The following is a 15,250-nucleotide window of genomic DNA, read 5'->3' on the forward strand; positions in this document are numbered from 1 at the left end:
TTTAACAAAAACCAGCTACGGTTAACTTTCGAGTAACACGATACCTCGAGGCTCTGCCTCGGGGTAATTCATTTAAATACCCCCATTAGTATATAACTTTTGGGGGTATTTTATTTATTCATTTTTTATTTCTTTGGAATGGGACTTATTATTTGAACATTTTGAAAAGCAATTGCTCCTTTTACAACTCCCGAAATAGTATTTCTAAGGGCTTCAATAATATGTATTTTCAATTCGCTTTTAGGGTAAATTAAGCTCACTTCGCGAGCTGGTTTAGGTTCTTTGAATTGTCTCAGTTTTAATTTGTCTTTTTCGTTCAAATTCAGAGTATGCAAATAGGGGAGAAGTGTAGTTCCTAATCCTTCGTCGGCCAATTTTATTAAGGTTTCAAAACTACCGCTTTCTATTTGAAATGAATTTTTACCCGTTATTTCCTGGTTTCTACATAAATTCAGAATTCCATCTCTAAAACAATGTCCGTCTTGCAATAACAAAATTTCATCCAGATTTAAATCGGAAATTTCGATTTCTGTTTTCTGGGAAATGATATTATTTTCAGGAACATAAGCTACAAAAGGTTCGTAATACAATACAATTTCCTTGATTTTTTCGTCTTCCATAGGAGTTGCAGCAATGGCTGCATCGAGATGTCCGTTTTTTAATTTCGTGATAATTTCATTGGTATTCAACTCCTCGATGATGAGTTTTATTTTTGGGTATTTTTTGATAAAATTATTCAAAAACATGGGTAAAAGTGTAGGCATAATGGTTGGAATAATTCCAATACGAAATTCGCCTCCAATAAACCCTTTTTGGTATTCGACAATATCTTTTATTTTGCCCGCTTCGTTAACAATATTTTTGGCTTGTTCCACTATTTTTTGTCCAATAGCGGTAAGTTGGATTGGTTTTTTGCTTCTGTCAAAAATCAAAATATTGAGTTCTTCCTCGATTTTTTGAATTTGCATGCTTAATGTGGGTTGAGTAACGAAACATTTTTCAGCGGCAAGTGTGAAATTTTTATGTTCAGCTACAGCCAAAACATATTGTAGTTGGGTAATTGTCATTGTATAGTATTTTGTGATGCAAATATAAAAACAATCAATTTAATTTATAGCGGAAAGGAGATATATTTCGTAAATTTGAATGAAAAAATAATACATTATGAAACTAAATAGTATTGGATTACCAAGCGAAGCAGCCCAAATTTTAGCGGCTGAGTTGAATGTTTTATTAGCCAATTTTCAAATCTATTATCAGAATTTGAGAGGTTTACATTGGAATATTCGTGGGAAACGTTTTTTTGATTTGCATTTAAAATTTGAAGAGTTGTACAATGACAGCCAAATTAAAATTGATTTGATTGCCGAACGTGTTTTGACATTAGATGCTGTTCCGCTTCACACTTTTGAAGATTATATCAAAAACAACAAATTAGAAATTGTAAAAAATATCCATAAAGATGAAAAGGCTATTGAAATAATAATAGCATCATTGTCTAAATTACTAACTATCGAAAGAGTTATCTTGAAAAAATCTGGCGAAATAGAAGATGAAGGAACAAATTCGATGATGAGTGATTTTATCGCTGAACAAGAAAAAACCATTTGGATGTTGAAAGCTTGGCAACACGATTAAAATTATCAAATGACATTTTGCTGTTATATTGATTATATTTTTCTAAATTTGGAAAAATGTAATCAATATATTTTAAATTTATGAGCGATTTCTACGAAAAAATATTAGAAAGAAATAAAAAATGGGTTGAAGATTCATTAGCACTGGATCCTAATTATTTTCAAGATCTTGCCAAAGGGCAATCTCCACCTTTGCTTTGGATTGGCTGTTCGGATAGTAGAGTGCCGGCAAACGAAATCATTGGAGCAAAGCCAGGCGAAACTTTTGTACACAGAAATATTGCCAATATGGTCATTCATTCAGATATGAATATGTTGAGTGTTTTGGATTATGCTGTCAATGTTTTGAAGGTAAGGCACGTCTTGGTTTGCGGTCATTATGGTTGTGGTGGAATTAAAGCAGCGATGGGAAATGACTCAGTGGGTCTTATTGATAACTGGATACGTCACATTAAGGATGTTTATCGTTTTCATCATATTGAATTAGATGCTATCGAAGATGAGACGGAACGTTTCAATAGATTTGTTGAATTGAACGTTAAGGAGCAAGTATATGATTTGGCAAAAACTTCGATTGTTCAATCTGCTTGGAAAAAAGGGCAAGAATTATCCATTCACGGATGGGTTTACGGATTGAATTCTGGATATGTAACAGATTTGAATGTTAATTTTAGTTCTGATAAGGATCTTTCAGGTGTTTATAAACTAAAATTTTAAAAAAGGATATTTAATAGATTGAAATTCAATCGTATTGTAACTATTTATTAGCCACAAATTTACAAATTTATTGTTGAATTCGTGGTTTTTTTTGGTAATAATGACCTTTGTTAATCCTCGTTTTCTAAATTCTCATTAAAAGAGGAAGGCAATAGTGTTGGAATAAATTTAATAAAAATGGGTAGCAATAAACTACCACCGGGCAAAAGAAATATGGCCAATGAAGGTATCGTTTTACAAATATCCAACAATTGTTTTCTTACCTTTTTCTTTTCTTTTTCACTTAAATCTCTTCGTGTCGAATAGGCTAGTAAAACCATCAATTCCTTACTTTCAAGAATTTCCTTGACTAATCTATTTTTGTTACGAGTAATCAGTTTTACAACGGTTTGAGTCGTTTGGTTGTAAAAATGTTTAACAGGATTGGAGTAATTAAAATATGGGATTTCTTTCTTGAAATTGTTGATAAATTCATTCGTTTTCTCCATACTTTCGGTAACAAAATCATCGGGAACTTCAATTAATTCTGCTAATTTGTATAGAAAATAAGCTTCATTTTTTTCGATAACCCCATCACTCCACAATGCCATTCCAGCCATATCTACCAGATATTGTTTTTCTAAAATGTATGTAAAATAATCTAATTTTAATTCATCCATTCCAAAATTTTGTGACTGCACATTTACTTTCGAGAATTTGCTGTACCGAACTGATGATTCGAAAAGTTTTATTAATAAATCGTCGTATTTCGATTTTGTGGTTTTGGTTTTCAAGGCCAGCGATACGATGCTTATGATGGCTTCTTCTATTTTCTTTAAATATTTTTCTGGAATTTCTCCGTGGATCAAGTATTGACGAAAAGCCAAAACATCAATAAATAGCAAGGCATTCGTAACAATATGCGAAAAATTTTTGTTGATGATGTCGATGTTAGTTTGAACCCGACTGTCAATAATTTTTTCTAAGGCAATTGATATGGTGTCATCGGGCATTATTTTTTTGAATAAACTAAAACCTTGAGGATTCATTTGGTTGTAAAAATCAACGGCTTCCGATACAAAATTTTCGGGAGTCTTTTCGGGATTGCTTAATTCATATATGCCATACAAGGTGTTGAGCAGCGCCAGTTTTGAAATTTCGTTTTGGAGCCAACCTTTGGTATTTATTGCAAATGAGGTGTCAAAAGCTACGATATGACCATAGATAAACCCTGTTTCCCTAACTTTTTTGTAAAATATACTGGGTTGCGTCTCTGCAGCAAACAAAGATAATTTTTGTTTATAGAAAAATTTGTCTATCCAACCGGATGCTGATGGGTTTATCATTACTTTGTCTTGAATTGCAAAGCTATGATTTTTTGAGGTTTTATTAAATTAATAAATTGAAAATACTGTTAATTTAATATTGTCTACAAAAGCTACTTTTGAAACAATATTTCAACGTCTTTCAATATAGCGCCTAGGGATGTTTGATATTCTGACCACAGATTCAAGCGAATGTACACGAATAGAGTTGGTGAAGATTCGTTTTAAGCTGTGGTAGATTTTTATTTGTAAAAATTAAACTGTTGTATTATTTTATAATTGCCGAACATGCGACTCTAGCTCCAGCATTTCCTGCAGGTTGAGACACAAAATCATCGGCACCTTGATGCACGATTAAACCTTTGCCAAGAATGTTTTTGGTTTCATCTTCGCCACCAATAGTCCACTCATTGGTGGTTAAAGTGATAGTTCCGTTTCCTTTTTCATCGGCTATGAAATTGCCAATATCGCCTCTGTGGTATTCGCCAACTCCCCATTGTCCGTGTTTTTTGAATGTTGGATTCCAATGACCTCCAGCCGAACTACCATCAGCAGCAGTGCAATCTGATTTTTCGTGAATGTGAATGGCGTGAATGCCTGGTTTTAATCCAGTTAATTTGGCTACAAAAGTCACTTTTCCTTTCTTTTCAGTAAATGTAGCGGTTCCTGTTACACCACTATTACTTTTTGATTCGAAAGTGATGTTTAGTTTCTTGGAATCAGCTGAATTGCCTTTAGTTTTACATCCAATGATTAGGGCTATAACTAGTAAGATAGAGAAAATTACTTTTTTCATAACATTTGGGTTTATTTATTATTACAATATTAATCATTTAAAAGTTGCAAAGAATTAAAGTTATCTTAAAATCTGTTTGGTTTTGTAGAGAGGCCGGTTTATGTCACGTCCTACAATAACTATACAAATTATTAAATAAATCCTGCTTTAGCGATACAACTATAATTATTAATCCTAAAGCGACTATAGACCTGTTTTTTTATAGTTGAAGTTTTTATTATAATTCTTCCGTCTTTCCTTCAAGTTCTCTCATTGACTTGTTTTTTTTGTGTACTATATTACCTAAATAGAATAAAAATAAATTATGTTTTTTGGCCCTTTTAAATTCCCTAAAACTTGTACTCGCCAAATTGATAAAGTAAATTTGCACTCGAAAATTAGAATCATAATTAAAAATTTAAATACTTTGAAAACAAATTTACTTAAGTTACTATTTATACTATTTCCAGTAGTCCTATTAGCTCAAACTGTTAAAGAAAAAGAAGTCAATCATCAGTTTCAAACTTGGGCTTCACTAAATACCGTTACCAAATTCAGCGAGCATTGGGGTATTGCTGCCGATGCACATCTTAGAACCAATGATTTTTTTCAAGACAATAATTTTTTCTTTTTAAGAGGAGGACTTGCTTATATACCCAACTCTAAATTTTCATTTACGGCAGGCTATGCTCATATGTGGTTGGCACCAAAAATTACCGAATGGAGTACCTTTTCAGATGAAAATAGAATGTATCAACAAGTTCAAATGAATACCAAATCAGGAAATCTGAGTATTCTTCAAAGGATAAGAAACGAGCAACGCTGGCAAGAAATAATTGTCAATGATGTAGAAACAGGCAAGAACAAGTTTTCGAATAGAGTACGTTATTTAATCAGTACTACCATTCCAATTTTTAAGAATAAAAAGGCTCCTTCACTGGTTTTGTCGGACGAATTATTAATTCAATTTGGAAAAGATATTGTGTATAATACTTTTGATCAAAACCGATTCTTTGTTGGAATCAAACAATCCATTAATCCCAAATTGAGTTATGATTTTGGGTATATGAATGTGTATCAACAAAAATCGAATGGGTATCAGTATGATATGAATCACACTTTGAGATTGTTCTTTTATATGAATTCGAGTGTAGCTCCAACTAAAAAATAGGGAATTATTCCAACCATAATAAATTCTTAAGATTTAAAGAAAACACATACAGAAATTTGCTTTAATTTGTGTAATTTGTGACAGATTTTGTTCCTTTTCCAGAAAACCCAACAGACAAGCATATAAAAACAATAGAGGAAAAGGCACAAAAAGTTTTAGATGCAAGGACGGAATTTCCAAACAGTTCTCTTGCAGATTTATACAGTCCGTTGACAATGCCACCAGCATTGACAAAGGCACACAACGAGTTAGACAAAGCCGTTGATTTGGCTTATCGAAGTCAATCCTTTACTAGCGAAGCCAACAGAATGGTATTTCTATTTGAATTGTACGAGAAATACACCGCCGATTTATTTACAAAAGAGAAAGAAAAGAAAGGGAAAATGAAATGACAGACACTAAGGATACTATTGCTATGAATCAAAATGTAGTGACTTATTTGAAGAAATTTAAACTTCATCATAAAGCACTTTATGACAGGTTAATTATATTTGGAGTAAAACCAAATGATGTAATAAAATACCTTGAACAACCAGAGCAATGCGGAAACTGGCCTTTTGATTTTGTATGCGAAATGGCTAGCGTTATTCCTAAAATTTCAAAAAAGTATCTTATTGATTTCCCTATCATTGAATTGCAAACAGAAGAGGATAGGGTAATTAGCAAATTATTACGGAAAAATAATCTTTTAGCATTTGACATCAAAATTTACCTTAATAAAATGGTATCTGTAAACCACCTTATTCAGTTTATGGAAAGAGACCCTATAATTTATGAGTGGAATGCCTATTTTGTTTGGCAAGTAAGCCAAGAAGTAATTGAAGTAAAAGAAAAGCTGTTATAAAAGTTATTTCGTAAACAACAGAATAAACATAACAAACAAAATCTGTATTCTATTCAGCCTTTCAGTATTTTTCAATTGCCTCCAGCTTTAGCTGGAGGAGTAGGGAATGAAAGTAGCATTGGCTTTAGCCAAAAACTATACTATTTTGGCTAAAGTCACATTAAACATCAAAATTTTATTCCTCCTGTTAAAGCTGGAGGCAATTAATGTATTGAAATGGGGGTACACTGAAAAATTACCAAAATCTGTTATAATATCAAAACGAAATACTTTATCTCACAAAATTTACAATCAAAAATTAAAATTATTTACAATTAAGTATTTAAATTAAGTATTTATACGTATGTTTGCGTAATAATACTTAATTTCTATATTATGATTAAAGTTATAGTAGTCGGAAACGGCATGGTAGGTTATAAATTTTGTGAAAAATTCATCGCAAAATCAGGTCAAGAAAAATACCAAATCACAGTATTTGGCGAGGAGCCAAGACGCGCTTACGACCGAGTTCACCTGAGCGAATACTTTGCTGGCAAAACCGCTGACGACTTGTCTATGTCAACCTCTAATTGGTATGATGAAAATAATATTATACTTAATACTTCGGAATTAGTTTTAAAAATTGACAAAGAAAATAAAACCATAACTACCCATTTGGACAAAACTTTTGGCTATGACTACTTAGTTTTGGCTACGGGTTCGGCTGCTTTTGTGCCACCCATAAAAGGGGTAGAAAAAGAAGGTGTTTTTGTGTACCGTACCATCGAGGATTTGGACGCGATTATGACCTACGCCAAAAAAATAAAACAAAATGGAGCTACAGAAGCCGCTGTCCTTGGTGGTGGATTGTTGGGATTAGAAGCCGCAAAAGCCGTATATGATTTAGGACTCAATCCACACGTGGTAGAATTTGCTCCTCGATTGATGCCAAGACAATTGGACAAAGCCGCTAGTGATATGCTTCAATCTAAAATTGAGAAACTCAATATTGGGATTCATCTCAATAAAGCGACACAATATATAGATGGAGAACATAGTATAAAAGGGATGATGTTTGCCAATGATGAATTGCTAAAAGTAGATATGTTAGTAATTTCGGCTGGAATAAAACCGCGTGACGAACTCGCAAGAGTTTCTGGATTAGTGGTCGGAGAACGTGGAGGTGTTCTTGTTGGTAATACCATGCAAACATCGGATCCCTTTATTTACGCTATTGGTGAAGTAGCATTGTATAACCAAATGATTTATGGGCTTGTAGCACCGGGTTATGAAATGGCCGATGTGGCTGCCGAGCAAATTTTGGGTAGTGATAAAACGATGAGAGAAACCATCGATATGTCAACCCAATTGAAATTAATTGGTGTTGAGGTAGCGAGCTTTGGGGATCCTTTTATAGAAAATGATGAAGTTGTAGCTATTGTTTATGAAAATAAATTTAGCGGAATTTACAAAAGAATCAATGTGACCAAAGACGGAAAAACACTTTTGGGTGGAATTCTCGTTGGCGATTCATCAGATTATAACGGATTGTTCCAAATTTATAGTAACGCTATGGCGTTGCCGCCAAATCCCGAAGATTTAATTTTGGGTTCAAGAGGTGGCGAAAGTTCCACTATGGGAAGTGCTATGGATTTGCCTGATACCGCCGTAATTTGTTCTTGCGAAAATGTTACCAAAGGTTCTATTTGCTGCTCCATCACCGATGGAACTTGCGAAAGTTTATCGGATGTAGTGAAACTAACCAAAGCCACTTCAGGCTGTGGAGGTTGTAAGCCAATGGTAGTCGATTTAGTAAAAGCGGCTCAAAAATCAATTGGCAAAGAAGTGAAAGAAAGTATTTGCGAGCACTTTCATTATACCCGTCAAGAATTATTCGATATTGTAAAAATCAATAAATACACCAACTTTTACGAAGTAGTCGATCATCACGGAAACGGCGACGGTTGCGAGGTATGTAAGCCCGTAGTAGCATCTATTTTCTCTAGTATTTATAACGATACAGCAAACAAACACGTTACGACTCAAGATACCAACGACCGATATTTAGCTAATATTCAACGAAATGGAACCTATTCTGTGGTGCCAAGAATTGCTGGTGGTGAGATTACTCCAGAGAAATTAATCGTCATTGGCGAAATAGCGAAAGAATTTAATTTATACACCAAAATTACCGGCGCACAACGTGTCGATTTATTTGGAGCACATTTGAATGATTTACCCAAAATCTGGAAAATACTCATCGATAATGGTTTCGAAAGTGGTCACGCTTACGGGAAATCCTTAAGAGCGGTAAAAAGTTGTGTTGGAAATGCTTGGTGCCGTTACGGAATGGATGATAGTACGACTTTTGCCATCGAATTGGAAAATCGGTACCGAGGGATTCGCTCTCCTCATAAATTAAAAGGAGGCGTTTCGGCTTGTATTAGAGAATGTGCCGAAGCTAGAGGAAAAGATTTTGGAGTGATTGCCGTTGAAGGCGGTTGGAATTTGTACATCTGCGGAAACGGTGGTGCCAATCCGAAACACGCCGTTTTATTGGCGGAGCAAATAGACAAAGAAACCGTTTTTAAATACATGGATCGTTTCCTGATGTACTATATTAGGACTGCAGGACCGCTAGTTAGAACAGCAACTTGGTTAGAAAAACTAGATGGCGGATTGGATTATTTGAAAGAAGTTATCATTCACGACCGTATTGGCATTTGTGAAACTTTAGAATCAGAAATGGAATCCTTAGTTGGAACTTTCGAATGTGAATGGAAACAAGTTTTGGAGAAACCAAGATTGCTGAAACGTTTTAATCACTTTGTAAATTCGGACGAGAAAGATGAAAACATTGAATATGTTGCTTTGAGAGATCAAAAAATGCCTAAACCTTGGTAAAAAAACTTGAACTCTTTCCAAAATTACTTCAACCATTTAAAGTCTTTCGGAATCATTAAATTTAGTTGAAGTGCTGGAAAGATAAAAATAAGTTTTTCTGGTTTTAAGAGTAAAATAAAAACATTTTAAACCATTAAGATATTTGGTTCATTAAGAAAGATTACAAAACTTAATTCCCTTACAATCTTAATGGTTTGAAAAAAAATACTTAATGTTCATAACATTTCCTGTAGCTCCAAAAATAAAAATTATGCAAAATATACTAAACGAATACCAATCAATCGCTTTTGAAGAAGTTAAAGTATGGTTCAAAGCTGGAACTTTAAAAGATTTCCCGAGTAATAGAGGCGGTTGCATCAAATACAAAGACAAACAAATTGCTATTTTTAACTTCGAAAGAAGAAACGAATGGTACGCTTGTCAGAACGTTTGTCCACACAAAATGGAGATGGTTTTGTCCAGAGGAATGACGGGTTCAGCAGATAGTGTTCCTAAAATAGCGTGTCCAATGCACAAAAAAACTTTTTCACTAGTAGATGGTTCCAACCTGAATGGCGAAGATTATTCGATTGCTACTTATCCTGTAAAAGTCGTGGACGAAGAAGTATTCGTAGGCTTTTTGGAATAATTGTGTATCTTTGAATTTGAAGATACTCATTAGTTTTAATTTAATGTGTACTTTTTTAAACACATAGAAACATAGCTTTTGTTGTTTTTTCAAGACGTTTCACTTCATACAGCGAATCATAGATGACACTATATGAACCCAAGAATTGGTCTATCAAACTCTTTTTTCTATGATTCTATGTGTTTAATTTTTTAGAGATTCTAAAATTTCTACGAATTGTAACAAACGGGTTAATAAATTAAATCACAATGACACCATTTCAAAACGCCAGTGCTTGGATAGATGCCGAAAATGCACAAGATCCAAACAGCGAAACACACCAATCAAATAGCTATCCAAAAGAACTTTTATATTCCAATCGAATGTATGAAAGGCTGATGGATTTTTATCCAAACGCTTCTGAAGAAGTTCAAATAGCGTCCAAAGCACAACACATTTGCCGATGGAAAATGCCACGGGAATCCTATCCTATGGACCGTGTGGGATATTTAAAATGGCGCGAAGAGTTGAAGAAATTTCACGCACAAACTACTGCCAAAATCCTAGAAAAAGCAGGTTATTCTTCAGTATTTATAGATAGAGTTTCTTTTCTAATCGAAAAAAAATTACTCAAAAAAGACAGCGAAACCCAACTCCTCGAAGATGTAATTTGCCTCGTTTTTCTAGAATACTATTTTGATGCTTTCGTGCAAAAACACGACAGAGAAAAAATGAAAAATATCATCTTGAAAACATGGAATAAAATGTCTGAAAACGGGCATCAAGAAGCCTTGAAAATCAATTTCAGTGATGCCAATCTTCAATTGATAAAAGATTCACTTGGTTTATAATAGTTAAATAAATGAATAAAAGCACTGTAGCCTCTGCCGATATCTCTTTCAAAAATTTAAGACGATTGTATATTTTCGCCTTATTGACTATTGCGATTACGGTTTTGCTCAGTCAGTTACTCATTCAGTACAACCTTCACAGTCAGTTGAGTGATTCCAAAATCATTAATATTTCTGGTAAACAAAGGATGTTGAGTCAAAAATTGACCAAAGAAATTTTGATTTTGAATTTCATTTCTGATGCCAAAAACAACAAAAAAGAGATTAAAAGTGCTAATGAAATCATTGAACTTTGGAAATTCAACCAGAATGCATTAGAAAAAGGAAATGACAGTCTGGGTTTTCCTAAAGAAAAAAGCAAGGAACTTTCGGATTTATTCGTCGCTATTAAACCCAATTTCAACAAAATTGTCCAAGCAGCAACCGTTTTTTTGCATCATAAAAAACTAGGAATTCAGGAGAAAGATAATCAGGAATTAGTTCAAATAATTCTCAAAAATCAAGGCGTTTTTCTGGAGAAAATGAATGAAATTGTTGGACAATATGACAAAGAAGCACTAGAAAAAGTAACTTTGCAGAGCAAAACCGAATATGCAATTTTAGGTTTTACAATGTTGGTTTTATTGTTAGAATTTATTTTTATTTTCAAACCCACCAATAAAAAAGTAGAAACACTCATATCTAAACTTTTATTCTCCGAGAAAAAAGCGCTAAAACTGGCACACGACACCGAAGTTATCAGCGAAGCAAAAGAAAATTCAGTCAAAGAGTTGAAATCGCTGAATTATGCAATGGAAAATACTTTGCTCTATTGTAGAGTGGCTCCCGATGGTTCGATCATTCATATTGGAGAAAAATTTTCGAAATTGTTGCAATACAATCCATTTCTTTCGGATAAAACGTTTGCCGAAGCATTGTCTCCAATAGAAAAAGAGCAAAATTTTCTAAACCAGATTTTACTCGAAAAACAACGAACAGGTTGGCAGGGCGAAATTTATATAACCACCCGAAACGAGCAATCTATTTGGTTGGATTTATCAATGGTTCCGGTGACTATAAAGAAAGATGAATCGGAATTGCTGGTCATTTGTTTTGATATAACCGAACGTAAAAAAGCAGAGCAAGAAGTCGAACGGTTGAATACAGAGAATACAACAGACAAACTCAATCAGCAAAAAATTATTTCGAGTAAGATTGTCGAAAATCAAGAAAATGAGCAAAATCGTATTGCCAAAGAAATTCACGATGGAATAGGTCAAATGCTTACGGGATTGAAATTTAGTCTCGAAAGTATCAATTTGGAAGACAAAGAAAAGTCGGCTCAAAAAATAGAATACCTCAAAAAATTATCCTTAGACATCATAAAAGGTGTTCGAACCGCGACATTCAATTTGATGCCACCGGAGTTGAGTGACCACGGAATTGTTTCTTCTTTGGCAAAATTGACTCAGGAATTATCCAAACTCACTGGAAAAGAAATTCAGTTTTATAACAAGACCGATTTTGACAAACGCTTGGATTCATTGGTCGAAATCAACATTTATCGACTAACCCAAGAAGCCATCAACAATGCCTTGAAATATGCCGATTCTTCGCATATTATTGTCCAACTTTCGCATAGTCCGACTCTTTTGAGTATCATAATAGATGATAACGGAAAAGGTTTTGATGTTTCATCGGTGGAGAAAAAGAGAAATAGCGAATCGGGAATGGGATTGCTTTTTATGAAAGAACGAATTCAGTACATCAACGGTCGTGTGTTTTTTAATTCTATTCCAGGCGAAGGCACCCGAATTACTTTTAATATTCCGATTTAAAATATTGAAGATAGCAGGTATCAGATTTCAGTTTGCTTTCGGTTTGAAAACATAAAACTGTATCTAAAAATCTCCAATCTAAAACATGAAACAGTAACCGGAACCTGCTATCTGATACCTACAATCTACAATCTGCCACCTGCTAACTGAAAACTGCAATCTATTTTTTTTGTTTAATGAAAATTACGTACATTAGCATCACTTTTTAGGTCTATATACGTAAAAATGAAATTAAAAATTAAGTAGGATATGAGTAATCCCATTCGAGTTGTTCTGGCAGATGATCACGTTTTTGTAAGAGATGGCATCAAATCATTATTAGAAAACGAAGCTAATATTGAAGTAGTTGGCGAAGCTACCGATGGTTTAGAAGCTTTAAAATCAGTCGAAATCAATCAGCCCGATTTATTAATTCTTGACATTAGAATGCCTAATTTAACCGGTATTGAAGTAGTCGAAAAACTGCGAAGTCAAAATAATTTAGTAAAAATTGTAATGCTTTCGATGCATGAATCCGAAGAATATGTATTAAAATCTATCAAAGCGGGTGCCGATGGGTATTTGTTGAAAGGATCTAGCAAAGAAGAATTCCTCAAAGCATTGAACACTGTTTCCGAAGGTGGAAAATATTTTAGTGGCGATATTTCGTCCATATTGATTAGTCAACTTACCCATCCAACAACTTTTTCAGAGGTAAAACAGCCCATCGGAGACGAAATGATGATTACCAAAAGAGAAAAAGAAATACTTAGGTTATTATTGTCAGGCAAAGGAAATAAAGAAATTGCAGAAGCTTTAGACATTAGTAAACGTACTGCCGAAGTACATCGTTTTAATCTAATGAAAAAATTGAAAGTCAAAAATCTTATAGAACTTTCAAATAAAGCAAATGAATTTTCATTGCTCTAATTCTTTATTATTTAAAGAGTTAAGATTTCTGGATTACGTTACTAAGTATTTATTAAGTATAAATACGTAATTATTTTTCATAACCTGCCAAAACGCAGGTTTTTATACACTGTTAGTACTTATTTTTGTCAAAAAAATAAGTATTTATGACAACTACAAACTCTTTATCGCAATCCCATCGAATTTTATTTTTAAACACATTAGCCTTCACTGTTTGTTTTGCATGTTGGACGCTTAATGGTGTTTTAGTTACTTTTTTAGTCGATAATGGAATATTCAAATGGAGCGTCGTACAAGTCGGCTGGCTTTTAGGAATTCCAATTTTAACGGGTTCCATTATGCGTTTACCAATAGGAATGTTGACGGATAAATACGGAGGTAAATATGTATTTTCCTTCTTGCTTTTGTTGTGTTCGATTCCGTTGTTTTTACTTCCTTTAGCGGATAGCTTTTTTATGTTTGCTGTACTTAGTTTTTTGTTTGGAATGGTGGGAACTAGTTTTGCTGTGGGAATTGGTTTTACTTCTATTTGGTATCCAAAAGAATGGCAGGGAAGATCTCTTGGGATTTTCGGAATGGGGAATGCTGGAGCAGCAATTACGACTTTTATGGCGCCTTCTTTATTGAATGAATTTTCTATTGACGACCCACAAAATGGTTGGAAATTATTACCTGTTATTTATGGTGTGGCCTTACTAGTTATTGGAATGTTATTCTTGATTTTTGCCAAAAACAAAAAATTAGAAAACAATACAAAAACCGTTTCTCAAATGCTAGGTTCCTTAAAAAGTGTACGTGTCTGGCGATTTGGAGCTTATTATTTCTTGGTATTTGGATGTTTTGTAGCTTATGCACAATGGTTGTTGCCAAACTTTATGAATGTATATCAAACAAGTTTAGTTATGGGAGGAATGTTTGCTACTATGTTCAGTTTGCCATCTGGAGTAGTTCGTGCTTTTGGAGGATATTTATCAGATAAATTTGGAGCTCGAAAAGTAATGTATTGGGTTTTATCCTCATCAGTAATTTTAAGCGCTTTATTGATGATCCCAAAAATGGACATTACAACGGCTGGCCCTGGAGTTATGGCAGGAAAAAAAGGGACAATTACAGCAGTTTCGGAAACGAATGTAACAGTAGTAGATAAAAATTTTGCCATCAATAAAAAGATAGATAAACCCTTTGAAAACACCATTTTTCCAACCAAAAATTCGTGGCAAGAAGTGGTTGTCAAACAAAATCAAGAAGTAAAGAAAAAAGAATTATTGGCCAAAGGCGTTACGGCGATTCATTTTAGTGCCAATATGTGGGTGTATCTTGTGTTGGTCATCCTGATTGGAATTTCTTGGGGAATTGGAAAAGCGGCGGTTTACAAACACATACCAGAATATTTCCCGACCGAAGTGGGTGTAGTAGGAGGAATGGTAGGAATGATAGGCGGTTTGGGTGGTTTCTTTGGCCCCATTATCTTTGGATATTTATTGACTAGCACTGGTTTTTGGTCCAGTTCTTGGATATTCATCCTTATATTATCATCAATATGCTTGATTTGGATGCACCGAACAGTAACCAAAATCATGAACGATAAACAACCCGAATTGTCAAAAGTTATGGAGAGAGAATCTTCGAGAAAATAGTTTTAATTTTTTAATAATGCTTTGTTCATTAATACCTTTGATTGATTTCAAAGGTTTTTTTGTTGTAAATAAATAAATTTATATCTCTAAGTCGTCTG

Annotated in this window: 13 protein-coding genes and 1 pseudogene; 11 read left to right on the forward strand and 3 right to left on the reverse strand. The window is 33.8% G+C overall.

All coding sequences use genetic code 11. The annotated features are described in order from the left end of the window. Nucleotides 1-125 precede the first annotated feature (125 nt). Nucleotides 126-1,067, reverse strand: coding sequence for a LysR substrate-binding domain-containing protein (locus FNW17_RS14720; protein ID WP_143389429.1), 942 nt, complete (start codon nt 1,065-1,067; stop codon nt 126-128). A gap of 97 nt (nt 1,068-1,164) precedes the next feature. On the opposite strand from FNW17_RS14720, the gene FNW17_RS14725 reads away from it, so the two are divergent. Beyond that, entirely contained in the window at nt 1,165-1,638 is a 474-nt protein-coding gene (locus tag FNW17_RS14725; protein WP_143389428.1) for a Dps family protein, read from the forward strand. 80 nt (nt 1,639-1,718) lie between these two features. After that, nucleotides 1,719-2,354, forward strand: a complete 636-nt coding sequence (gene can / locus FNW17_RS14730) for a carbonate dehydratase (protein WP_143389427.1) — start codon at nt 1,719-1,721, stop codon at nt 2,352-2,354. Nucleotides 2,355-2,464: 110 nt separating this feature from the next. Here can and FNW17_RS14735 read toward each other — a convergent pair whose 3' ends face one another. Continuing rightward, a complete protein-coding gene (locus FNW17_RS14735; RefSeq protein ID WP_143389426.1) occupies nt 2,465-3,679 on the reverse strand; it encodes an LETM1-related biofilm-associated protein in 1,215 nt (404 codons plus the stop codon). Nucleotides 3,680-3,926: 247 nt separating this feature from the next. Beyond that, entirely contained in the window at nt 3,927-4,454 is a 528-nt protein-coding gene (locus FNW17_RS14740; RefSeq protein WP_144072040.1) for a superoxide dismutase family protein, read from the reverse strand. Nucleotides 4,455-4,860: 406 nt separating this feature from the next. On the opposite strand from FNW17_RS14740, the gene FNW17_RS14745 reads away from it, so the two are divergent. The 9 genes and pseudogenes from FNW17_RS14745 (at nt 4,861) to FNW17_RS14785 (ending at nt 15,152) form a co-directional block, all read left to right on the forward strand. After that, nucleotides 4,861-5,604, forward strand: coding sequence for a DUF2490 domain-containing protein (locus tag FNW17_RS14745; protein ID WP_185964765.1), 744 nt, complete (start codon nt 4,861-4,863; stop codon nt 5,602-5,604). 92 nt (nt 5,605-5,696) lie between these two features. Further along, nucleotides 5,697-5,996, forward strand: a pseudogene (locus tag FNW17_RS14750) (type IIL restriction-modification enzyme MmeI); the annotation flags it as partial. Then, nucleotides 5,993-6,448, forward strand: coding sequence for a hypothetical protein (locus FNW17_RS14755; protein WP_143389422.1), 456 nt, complete (start codon nt 5,993-5,995; stop codon nt 6,446-6,448). The pseudogene FNW17_RS14750 and the gene FNW17_RS14755, both read left to right, overlap by 4 nt. 375 nt (nt 6,449-6,823) lie before the next feature. Beyond that, entirely contained in the window at nt 6,824-9,331 is a 2,508-nt protein-coding gene (nirB, locus tag FNW17_RS14760) for a nitrite reductase large subunit NirB (protein ID WP_143389421.1), read from the forward strand. A 250-nt stretch (nt 9,332-9,581) separates the two neighbouring features. Beyond that, complete coding sequence (gene nirD, locus FNW17_RS14765; protein WP_143389420.1) at nt 9,582-9,959, forward strand: nitrite reductase small subunit NirD; 378 nt, start codon at nt 9,582-9,584, stop codon at nt 9,957-9,959. A 248-nt stretch (nt 9,960-10,207) separates the two neighbouring features. After that, entirely contained in the window at nt 10,208-10,789 is a 582-nt protein-coding gene (locus FNW17_RS14770; protein ID WP_143389419.1) for a DUF4202 domain-containing protein, read from the forward strand. Nucleotides 10,790-10,800: 11 nt separating this feature from the next. Next, on the forward strand, nt 10,801-12,606 hold the full coding sequence (locus FNW17_RS14775; RefSeq protein ID WP_143389418.1) for a sensor histidine kinase: 1,806 nt from the start codon (nt 10,801-10,803) through the stop codon (nt 12,604-12,606). A 249-nt stretch (nt 12,607-12,855) separates the two neighbouring features. Next, nucleotides 12,856-13,515: a response regulator gene (locus tag FNW17_RS14780; protein WP_144072042.1), complete on the forward strand. Its 660-nt coding sequence runs from the start codon at nt 12,856-12,858 to the stop codon at nt 13,513-13,515. Between the two features lie 146 nt (nt 13,516-13,661). Continuing rightward, complete coding sequence (locus FNW17_RS14785) at nt 13,662-15,152, forward strand: MFS transporter (RefSeq protein WP_144072043.1); 1,491 nt, start codon at nt 13,662-13,664, stop codon at nt 15,150-15,152. Nucleotides 15,153-15,250: the final 98 nt, after the last annotated feature.

This window comes from Flavobacterium franklandianum, from assembly GCF_007097365.1.
In the GTDB taxonomy this organism is placed as follows: Bacteria; Bacteroidota; Bacteroidia; order Flavobacteriales; family Flavobacteriaceae; genus Flavobacterium; species Flavobacterium franklandianum.

Coding starts and splice junctions, on each gene's coding strand:
- FNW17_RS14770 (WP_143389419.1), top strand. CDS start 10,208: ATGACACCATTTCAAAACGCCAGTGCTTGGATAGATGCCGAAAATGCA.
- can (WP_143389427.1), top strand. CDS start 1,719: ATGAGCGATTTCTACGAAAAAATATTAGAAAGAAATAAAAAATGGGTT.
- FNW17_RS14775 (WP_143389418.1), top strand. CDS start 10,801: ATGAATAAAAGCACTGTAGCCTCTGCCGATATCTCTTTCAAAAATTTA.
- FNW17_RS14785 (WP_144072043.1), top strand. CDS start 13,662: ATGACAACTACAAACTCTTTATCGCAATCCCATCGAATTTTATTTTTA.
- FNW17_RS14755 (WP_143389422.1), top strand. CDS start 5,993: ATGACAGACACTAAGGATACTATTGCTATGAATCAAAATGTAGTGACT.
- FNW17_RS14780 (WP_144072042.1), top strand. CDS start 12,856: ATGAGTAATCCCATTCGAGTTGTTCTGGCAGATGATCACGTTTTTGTA.
- FNW17_RS14740 (WP_144072040.1), bottom strand. CDS start 4,454: ATGAAAAAAGTAATTTTCTCTATCTTACTAGTTATAGCCCTAATCATT.
- nirB (WP_143389421.1), top strand. CDS start 6,824: ATGATTAAAGTTATAGTAGTCGGAAACGGCATGGTAGGTTATAAATTT.
- FNW17_RS14735 (WP_143389426.1), bottom strand. CDS start 3,679: ATGATAAACCCATCAGCATCCGGTTGGATAGACAAATTTTTCTATAAA.
- FNW17_RS14725 (WP_143389428.1), top strand. CDS start 1,165: ATGAAACTAAATAGTATTGGATTACCAAGCGAAGCAGCCCAAATTTTA.
- nirD (WP_143389420.1), top strand. CDS start 9,582: ATGCAAAATATACTAAACGAATACCAATCAATCGCTTTTGAAGAAGTT.
- FNW17_RS14720 (WP_143389429.1), bottom strand. CDS start 1,067: ATGACAATTACCCAACTACAATATGTTTTGGCTGTAGCTGAACATAAA.